The sequence below is a fragment of the Pseudomonas sp. S49 genome, from assembly GCF_009866785.1.
GTDB lineage: Bacteria > Pseudomonadota > Gammaproteobacteria > Pseudomonadales > Pseudomonadaceae > Aquipseudomonas.
In genome coordinates, this window is the sequence record NZ_CP019432.1 from 2384084 (window position 1) to 2392742 (window position 8659).

General features: G+C 59.6%; 12 protein-coding genes and 1 pseudogene. All 13 read left to right on the forward strand.

The genetic code is table 11. The annotated features are described in order from the left end of the window. The first annotated feature begins 4 nt into the window (after nucleotides 1-4). On the forward strand, nucleotides 5-232 hold the full coding sequence (locus PspS49_RS10525; RefSeq protein ID WP_160039136.1) for a hypothetical protein: 228 nt from the start codon (nucleotides 5-7) through the stop codon (nucleotides 230-232). 2 nt (nucleotides 233-234) lie between these two features. Further along, complete coding sequence (locus tag PspS49_RS10530; RefSeq protein ID WP_160039138.1) at nucleotides 235-711, forward strand: head-tail connector protein; 477 nt, start codon at nucleotides 235-237, stop codon at nucleotides 709-711. Continuing rightward, on the forward strand, nucleotides 711-1046 hold the full coding sequence (locus PspS49_RS10535; RefSeq protein ID WP_160039140.1) for a phage head closure protein: 336 nt from the start codon (nucleotides 711-713) through the stop codon (nucleotides 1044-1046). Before PspS49_RS10530 ends, PspS49_RS10535 begins: the two co-directional genes overlap by 1 nt. Further along, complete coding sequence (locus tag PspS49_RS10540; RefSeq protein ID WP_160039142.1) at nucleotides 1039-1569, forward strand: HK97-gp10 family putative phage morphogenesis protein; 531 nt, start codon at nucleotides 1039-1041, stop codon at nucleotides 1567-1569. The genes PspS49_RS10535 and PspS49_RS10540 overlap by 8 nt, the downstream gene beginning before the upstream one ends. Beyond that, nucleotides 1566-1934 (forward strand): DUF3168 domain-containing protein, encoded by a 369-nt coding sequence (locus tag PspS49_RS10545; RefSeq protein ID WP_160039144.1) that lies wholly within the window; start codon nucleotides 1566-1568, stop codon nucleotides 1932-1934. Before PspS49_RS10540 ends, PspS49_RS10545 begins: the two co-directional genes overlap by 4 nt. A gap of 63 nt (nucleotides 1935-1997) precedes the next feature. Then, a pseudogene (locus PspS49_RS29985) lies at nucleotides 1998-2339 on the forward strand (phage tail tube protein); the annotation flags it as partial. A gap of 120 nt (nucleotides 2340-2459) precedes the next feature. Then, on the forward strand, nucleotides 2460-2732 hold the full coding sequence (locus PspS49_RS29990) for a phage tail tube protein (protein ID WP_275113744.1): 273 nt from the start codon (nucleotides 2460-2462) through the stop codon (nucleotides 2730-2732). Between the two features lie 9 nt (nucleotides 2733-2741). Next, entirely contained in the window at nucleotides 2742-3167 is a 426-nt protein-coding gene (locus PspS49_RS10555) for a phage tail assembly chaperone family protein, TAC (protein WP_160039148.1), read from the forward strand. Nucleotides 3168-3422: 255 nt separating this feature from the next. After that, complete coding sequence (locus PspS49_RS10560; protein WP_160039150.1) at nucleotides 3423-6359, forward strand: phage tail tape measure protein; 2937 nt, start codon at nucleotides 3423-3425, stop codon at nucleotides 6357-6359. Then, nucleotides 6349-6687 carry a phage tail protein gene (locus tag PspS49_RS10565; RefSeq protein ID WP_160039152.1) on the forward strand — a complete coding sequence of 113 codons (339 nt, stop codon included), beginning with the start codon at nucleotides 6349-6351 and terminating at the stop codon, nucleotides 6685-6687. Before PspS49_RS10560 ends, PspS49_RS10565 begins: the two co-directional genes overlap by 11 nt. A gap of 9 nt (nucleotides 6688-6696) precedes the next feature. Then, entirely contained in the window at nucleotides 6697-7446 is a 750-nt protein-coding gene (locus tag PspS49_RS10570) for a phage minor tail protein L (RefSeq protein WP_160039154.1), read from the forward strand. Between the two features lies 1 nt (nucleotide 7447). Then, the gene (locus PspS49_RS10575; protein WP_160039156.1) at nucleotides 7448-8203 is read left to right on the forward strand and encodes a C40 family peptidase; all 756 of its coding nucleotides are present in this window, start codon (nucleotides 7448-7450) and stop codon (nucleotides 8201-8203) included. A gap of 33 nt (nucleotides 8204-8236) precedes the next feature. Further along, complete coding sequence (locus PspS49_RS10580; RefSeq protein WP_160039158.1) at nucleotides 8237-8635, forward strand: hypothetical protein; 399 nt, start codon at nucleotides 8237-8239, stop codon at nucleotides 8633-8635. The last annotated feature ends 24 nt before the right edge of the window (nucleotides 8636-8659 follow it).

Genomic DNA, 8659 nt, shown 5'->3' on the forward strand with positions numbered 1-8659 from the left:
TCTGATGACCGACATCAAACTGAAAACCATTAAGGGCTTCGAATGGCGCGGCGCTTACGCGCCGCCGAGGTCAGATATCGAGGCCGCCGAACTGGATGCCCGCGAGTTGCTACGTAACGGGCTGGTCGAGGACTACACCGTGAAAGCAGCAGGCCCACCCGAAAACAAAAAGGCTCCTGAACTGGAAAACAAGTCGGGGCCGAAACCAGGCGCCAAGAAAAAGGCTGAGTAATCATGAGCGTGATCAACATTGAACTGGCGATGAAGCACCTTCTGGCCGAGCCGGAGGATCAGGACCTTGTTCAGTCTCAGCTGGATGGGGCCGAGGGTGCCGCGATGGCGTATCTCCAGCGCTCGTTCTTTGTTGATCAGGCTGCACTCGATGCTGCCCGCCTGCAGGTGCCATCTATGCGAAGCGAGGCTAGACAGCAATATGATGCCGCCATGGCCGATGCCTCTCTAATTGATGACTGCCTATTGCGCTGTGAAGCGATGAATGACGCAAAGTTCTCGCTCTCAGAGGCGCTTGATGCAGCCACCCGAGTAGCACGAGGAATGGTCATCACACCCAACATCCAATCGGGTTGCCTGTTAAAACTCGGACACCTGTTCGCCAACCGTGAAGAGGTGGTCACCGGCACAATCGCCACTGAACTGCCCCAAGCTTCCAAAGCTCTGTTGACGCCGTATCGCGTCGGGATGGGTGTGTGATGCGTGCCGGAAAGTTGAGGCACAGGGTGGACTTCCAGCGACCAAGCTTCGTGCAGGATCCGGTTACCGGCGAGATGGTGAAGACTTGGGTTGATGTCTGGACCAAGGTTCCGGCCAGCGTTGAGCCGCTGTCTGCTCGGGAGTTCATTGCTGCAGCAAGCACTCAGGCAGAAGTGACCGCACGTGTCGGTATTCGGCGGCGTGCTGGCGTCGACTCGACAATGCGCATCGTTCATCGAGGAAAGTTCTACAACATTGAAGGTGTTTTGCCAGACCCCAAAAGCGGACTTGAGTATCTGACGCTGCCCTGTAGCGAAGGAGTCAACGATGGCTGAGACGATAGAGTTCAAGCTTGAGGGGCTGGACTCTCTTCTGGGGAAGTTGGAAGCGGTCAGCTATGACGTGAAACGCAAAGGAGGGCGCGCCGCGCTCAGGAAGGCGGCTCAGTTGGTTGCAGGCGCGGCCCGTGACAACGCTGCGCGCCTCAATGATCCGGAAACCCGCACGGAAATAGCGAAGAACATTACGTTGCGCTGGAATGGCCGGCTGTTCAAACAGCGCGGTGACCTCGGCTTTCGAGTCGGGATACTGGGTGGCGCCAAACAGAAGAACAATTATCACACCAGGCGCGGCCGAGCGGGTGGCACCTACGAGGTAGGTGGTGATTCGGGAAATCCTGGTGGCGACACTTTCTACTGGCGGTTCCTTGAGTTTGGTACCGCCAAGATGGCGGCTCAGCCATTCATGCGTAACGCCCTTGCGGAAAACATCACTGCGGCTACAGATGCGTTTGTTTCCGAATACGAAAAGGCGATTGACCGCGCCATAAGGCGTGCAGCGAAGAAGGGCGGACGATGAAGTACCCACCAATATTTCAGGTTGCGACGGCTGACCCCGGCGTGACCGCGCTGCTCGGCGCAAATCCGACACGGCTCTATCTTTTCGGAATGGCGCCTGAAAAACCTGCTGGCACATATTGCGTCTGGCAGATCATCAACGGCGCGCCGGACAATTATCTGGCCGGTCGCCCGGATGTGGAGAGCCATGCGCTCCAGGTCGACGTGTACGCGGCATCAGCTTCAGAGGCTCGCGCTGCGGGCCAGGCATTGGAGTACGCCATCGAACTTTCCGCATCTATCTCCAGCTACAACGGGGAGGATCGAGACACCGAAACAGGCCTTTACCGGTACAGCTTCAGCGTGGACTGGATCGTCCGCCGATAACCCAAAACCCTGAACCAGCCCGCCGAGTGCGGGTTTTTTTGTGCCCGACATTTGGAGAATGCCATGTCGATCCTTTCCCAAGGAACCCAGATCTACGCGCTCGTGCCGTCTGCTGCAAACCCTGCAGTTTTTGAAATCCTCGAGATCGAATGCGCCACCGCGTTCAGCCCGGGCGGTAACCCTGCTGACCAAATCGAAACCACCTGCCTCAGTGGCAAGGTGCGCACCTACATGCGCGGCTTGCGCACTCCGGGTCAGGCGTCATTGACGCTGAACGCGGATCCCCGTAACGCCTCTCACGTGCGCCTGCATCAACTGTCGGAAGACGACAGCATCGAAAACATTCATTGGGCTGTTGGCTGGTCGGACGGTACGGATATCGAGCCGTCCGTTGCGGCCGCTGGCACCATTGCCGAAATCAGCCTCACTGCTGGCGGCACCGGTTACACGACCGCTCCGACCGTTGCGATCACTGGCGGCGGCGGTACCGGCGCGACTGCAACGGCGACCATCAGCGGTGGCTCGGTGACTGGTTTCAACATCACCAATCCTGGCTCGGGCTACACCTCGACGCCAACTGTTGCACTCACTGGCGGTGCGGGTACCGGTGCTACGGCGACAGCGGAACTGGCTGAAAGTAACGACTTCGTGCTTCCAAGCGGCCGCACCTGGTACGTGTTCGACGGCTACGTCTCCGACTTCCCGTTCGATTTCTCCGCGAACACCGTGGTTACCACGGCCGCAACCATCCAGCGTTCGGGCGGCTCCGCCTGGATTCGCAAAACCACGAACGTTTAAGGCGCCGCTATGCAGCTGAGTATCAAGGCATTGATGGAGAACGGGGCGTTCACTGGCCGCCCCGTCGAGAAAGAGATCGTCTGGGTCCAGAACGGCACCGAACTGAAGGCCACGGTCTTCGTTCGGCCTCTGGGATATCGGTCTGCTGTCAGCGACGTGCTTTCGTCGTTCGGCAAGCAGGACGGGGCGGCTGGCCGCATTGCCGCCTGCATCTGCGACGAAGCTGGCGTGCCGGTTTTCACCGTGGGTGACATCACTGGTGAGGCTGATCCGCAGCGCGGCGAGCTGAACAGCGAACTTTCCAAAGCGTTGCTCTCGGCCATCGGCGAGGTAACGCAGATGGGAAAGACGAAGAGCTCACCGACACCGACGAGCTCTGGCACGAAATCGCCATCTCGATCGGCGCAACGGTCGCGGAAGCCCAAGAGCGCGTAAGTCTTACCGAGTTCCGGAGTTGGGTAAAGTACCGCGCCAAACGCGGTTCGCTCAACTTCGGTATGAGGATCGAATACGGCACCGCAATGCTGGCCAGCATCTACGCCAACACCCATTCGCAGCATGGTGGTTACACCGTCGTGGACTTCATGCCGCACGATTCAGAGCGCCCGGTAACACTCGAGGAAGCAATGAAATCCTGGTGAGTGGCGTTCTTTCGTAAGCCCTAACGGGTGGTGTCACTTGGAGTAATAAATGGCCAATTCACTGGGCACGCTGACGCTCGATCTGATCGCGCGTATCGGCGGTTTCACTGCTCCGCTCGATAAGGCCGAAGCCGCCGCGCGCAAGAACGGCAAAGGAATTGCCGAAGCAGCCAATGGAGCTTCGCTGGCATGGAGCGCACTCAGCGAGGTAATTGCCGGGGCGGTGGCCGGTTTCTCGGCTGGTGCCGTTATCACCAGTTTCATCACTGAGACTCGCGACGCCGAAAAAGAGCAGGCTCAGCTGGCTGCCGTCCTCAAGTCGACTGGAGAGGCCGCCGGGTTCAGCCGTGATCAGCTGAACGATATGGCCGACGCCATGGAAAAGGCGACCACCTTTTCCGGTGGCGACATCAACCAGGCGCAGACCGCGCTTCTGGCGTTCACCGGCATCGTCGGCGACCAGTTCACGCGGGCGCTGAAGTCTGCGTCTGATATGGCGGCACGAACCGGAACATCAGTTGTTCAGGCTGCTGAGACAATCGGTCGGGCACTGGACGTTCCAACCGATGGTCTCGGGGCTCTGAGCAAGCAAGGCTTCAGGTTCACGGAAGATCAGAAGAAACTCGCTGAAGCCATGGAGTCGACCGGCGATATTGCCGGCGCCCAAGGCATCATCCTGAAAGCGCTGGAAGAATCCTACGGCGGCGCGGCGGCGGCTGCACGCGATACGTTCGGCGGTTCGCTGGATGCGTTGCGCAACACCGTTGCCGGGCTGTTGACTGGCGAGGGTGGTCTCGATGGGGCGCGCTCAGCCATTGAAGCGGTTAACACTGCGCTTGCCTCGCCGGCGGCCCGCACCGCGCTGGGCCTTACCGCTCAGGCTGCGACAGCGTTGGCGGTGGTTTTGGCAACTCGTCTTGCTGCTGGTGCAGTGGCCAGCGGCGCAGCGTTCGCTATGGCTCAGGTCGAGGCGGTGCGCTACCAGTTGGCCTTGGCTCGAATGGCTGGCGTTGCTCCGGCAACCGCTGCCGGCCTTGTGAGTGTCGGCGTCGCGGCGCGTGGTGCATCTGCAGCCATGGCGCTGCTGGGTGGTCCAGTCGGCGTTGCGCTGCTTGCCGCCAGTGCTCTGGCGTACTTCGCTATGAGCGGGGACGATGCCGAGGAATCAGCAACGTCGCTGGGCCAGAAGGTCGACCTGTTGAATCAGTCGTTCGACGGGTTCACGAAGAACCAGGCCGCCGGCGCGCTGCAGGACATCAATAAGGATTTGATGGATGCCCAGCTGCTCGCGATCGATGCGGAAAGTGCGGTGTCTCAATACCAGAGACTGTTGCGCGACCACCCTGACGACTCCCGTCAGCAGGAGTGGAACGAGGCTTTGGTTTCTGCTCAGGCTGAACTGGATGGCGCACGCCAGAAGGTAGAGGCCTACGGCAATCAGATCAAGGTTCTCAACGGGATCATCGAGTCACCAGTTTCGGTCGAGCAATCGAAGGCGTTCAAGGAACTCGCGAAAAGCCTGGACGAACAGATCCTGCTTTCGGGAAAGAAAACCAACGCTGACAAGCTGGCCGCACGTATTGGCGCGGGTCTGGTAACAGGCCTTAAACAGGGCGAAGGTGACCTGCTGGTCGCCAAAGCGAAAACCCTTGATGCCAGTGAGGCGGCGCTCGATGCCCAGAAAAAATACGCCGCCGAGGCCTTGCAGGCATCGAAGGCTGCTGAGTCTGAGGCGAAGGCGCTGGCGAAGCGCGGCGACGATGCGGCTACGGATTACCAGCGGCAGATCGCGCTGATCAACACCAGCGCAGAGGCGCAGAAGAAGGCCACTGAGACGGACAAACTCCGTTTTGAACTGGCGTCCGGCAAGCTGACCGGTCTGAACGCTGAACAGCAAAAGCGGTTGCAGGGCTTGGCTGCCGAGATCGACGCCTTGCAAAGTCTGAAGGTTGCGAACGAGGAAGAGGCGAAAGCCGCTGCATTCGCGGCGACTTTGAAATCTGCCAACGACACCACTCGTTCCGGCTTCGATATGGAGCTGGCTGGCGCCGGCATGGGCGATAAAGCCCGCGATCGGTTGCGGGAAGATCTCGCCATTCAGCAGGACTACAACCAGCAAATGGCGGATCTGCAAAAGCAGATGAACTCCGGCGATATCACCAAAGAGCTGTACGACAAGGAAACCGGTTTGCTCAAGGAGGCCTTGGCAGTGCGGATGGTGTTGCAGCAGGACTTTTACAACCGTCAGGACGATGCGCAAAAAAGCTGGGTCGATGGCGCGTCGGATGCATTCAACGACTACGTCGACAATGCCCGCGACCTGACCACCCAAACACGGCAGGCTTTCAGCTCCCTTTATGACGGGCTCACAGACGCGGCTGTTGAGTGGGCATTCGGCGCTGACATGACCTTCAAGGATGTCGCTACCAGCTTCGCGAAGATGATAGCCAAGATGGCCTTGCAGTCGGCGGCGTCGAACGTATTCGCCAGTGTTGCGGGCAGTGCGATCGGATCAGCGTTCGGTGGTGGCGGAGGTGCTGCAGTATCCGCAGGGAGTACCGCGGCGGGTTACTCGGCTGATGTGCTTGCGCAATGGCCGGGACTTTCTGATGGTGGATATACGGGGGACGGCGGGAAGTATGAGCCGAAAGGCATCGTGCATGGCGGTGAAGTAGTCATCCGCAAGGAAGTGGTTCAGCAGCCAGGCATGCGGCGCTATCTCGAACAGCTCAACAAAAACGGCAAGGGCTATGCCGATGGTGGATACGTCGGTTCTTCTGGTGGGTCTGGCGGTGTAGCGTCCGCGCCTGGTGTGGTTATCCAGCAATCGTTCGCGATCCAAGGTGCAGATTCCGGCACCACACCGCAGGATTCTCAGGCGCTCGGGCAAGCTTATGCTGACGTGGCGCGCCGTGGAGCCCAGCAGGAAATCGCAAAAGAAAGCCAGCCCGGCGGATCAATCTGGAGGCTAGTCAATGGCCGTTGAGACTTTCACCTGGTGCCCACTGATTTCTCCCACCAGCGCACCGGAGTATCGGAATCGAAGCTCTAAATTCGGCAACGGTTATGAGCAAGTGGTGGGGGATGGCCCGAACAATCGGGTTGATTCTTGGCCGCTGACGTTCGTCGTGAAAGAAGCCGTTGCGGTACAGATCAAAGCGTTCCTCGATCGCCACGCTGGCCACAAATCGTTCTTCTGGACACCGCCGCTGGGTGAGCTCTCGTTCTTTCGGGCGACCGCTCCAACCATCACCCCCAACGGCGCCGGCGTATTCACGCTTGCTACGACCTTCACCCAATCGTTTCTTCCATAAGGGGCAACTATGCCGCTGATCAGTGACATCCAGGTGCTTGAGCCTGGCAGCGAAGTGCTGCTCTTTGAATTGGACGGGACGGACTACGGTGCGGATATTCTGCGCTTTCATGGGCATTCAATCCCGCACACGCCCGCAGAACTGATCGCCGCCGGCGCCGATGCCGACCAACTGCCGGCGAAGGCGATCTACTGGCAGGGCAACGAGTACAGCGCCTGGCCGATGCAGATCGATGGCATTGAGACCAACGGCGACGGCACGGCGGTACGACCGACGCTGTCGGTGGGCAACGTCAACGGACGCATCACCGCGCTCTGTCTGGCATTCGAGGATCTGCTCGAGTTCAAGCTGACGATGCGCCACACGCTCGGCAGCTACCTCGATGCCGCCAACTTCCCAGCCGGCAATCCGACGGCAGATCCAACCCAAGAGACGATCGAAGTCTGGTACATCGACCAGAAAACGAACGAGGACGGGGAGAATGTCAGTTGGGAATTGGCCAGCCCGGGTGACGTGGGCAATGAGTCAATTGGCCGGCAGGCCACAACGCTGTGCCATTGGTGTCTCACCGGTGGGTATCGCGGGCCGAACTGCGGCTACACCGGCCCGTACGTGACCAAGGACGGCGTCGTTACCGACAACCCGGAACTTGACCAATGCGATGCCACGCTGGGCAAGGGCTGCATCCCGCGCTTCGGTGAAGGCAACCCGTTGCCGTTCGGTGGCTTCCCGGCTGTTTCCCTGATCGCACGGAGCTGACATGCGAAAGCACATCTTGAATTCGATCCAGGAGCACGCGGCGGCCGAGTACCCGAAAGAGTGCTGTGGGCTTCTGCTGGTGATCGGTCGCAAGCAGCAATACTTCCCTTGCATCAACGTCGCGACCGAGCCGAACGAAGAGTTCCGAATCGATCCCGAGCAGTACGCAGCGGCTGAAGATGAAGGCGAAGTAATTGGCGTAATTCATTCACATCCGGACGCCACCAGTAGGCCGTCACCGCGCGACCTCGCCATGTGCGAGGCAACGGCGATGCCTTGGCACATCCTGAGTTGGCCGGAAGGGGATCTGCGGACCATCGTCCCGACTGGTGATGTGCCGCTGCTGAAGCGCCCATTCGTGCACGGCGCTTGGGACTGCTGGCAGGTCTGCGCTGATTGGTACAAGCGCGAGTGGGGGCTGGAGTTTGAAGCCTTCAACCGCGCGGATGGTTGGTGGGAGAGCAAGGACAACATCAGTCTGTACGAAGCGAACTACGAGGCCGCCGGCTTCTACCGAGTCGACCAGCCGCAGCGCGGCGACATGATCGTGATGGAAGTGGGGCGCACCGTTTACCCAAACCACGCCGGGATATTCCTCGGCACTGATCCTGCGCTGCCAGGTGAGGACGCTGCAACGTTCGGCCCCGGGCCGTTCCTGCTGCACCACCTGTACGGCAGGCCATCTGAGGTCATTGTCTTCGGCGGTCCTTGGCTCGACCGCATGCGGTTGGTGCTGCGCCACAAGGGTGCACAGTGATATCGTGGGCCATTTCCCACAGGAGTGACCTGCATGAAAATGATCGTAGTGGCGTTGGCTGCAGCGTTGTTGGCTGGGTGTGCGACTTCGCCGGTGCCTTCCGAAAAGGCTGACCCTGTGCCGAGCTCGCGCTTGTTCGCATATCAGAAGCCGGCATCCGGTGACGCTGTCTTGATCGTTACCCGGGATTCCGGCTTTGTTGGTGGCGGCTGCAACACATCTGTGAACATCGACGGGCGAAAAGCTGCCGAGATTGGTGCTGGTGAAACTGCAAAGTTCTACGTGGCCGCCGGTGAGCACATCGTGGGTGCATCATCATGCGGCAGTGGGCTGAAAGAGCGTGAAGCAAACATAAAGGCTGGTGCCACCAAGAAATTCAGGATATCCATCGACTCATCAATGAGCATGGACTTATCACCCACGATGCAATGACAAAGCCGCCTACGGGCGGTTTTT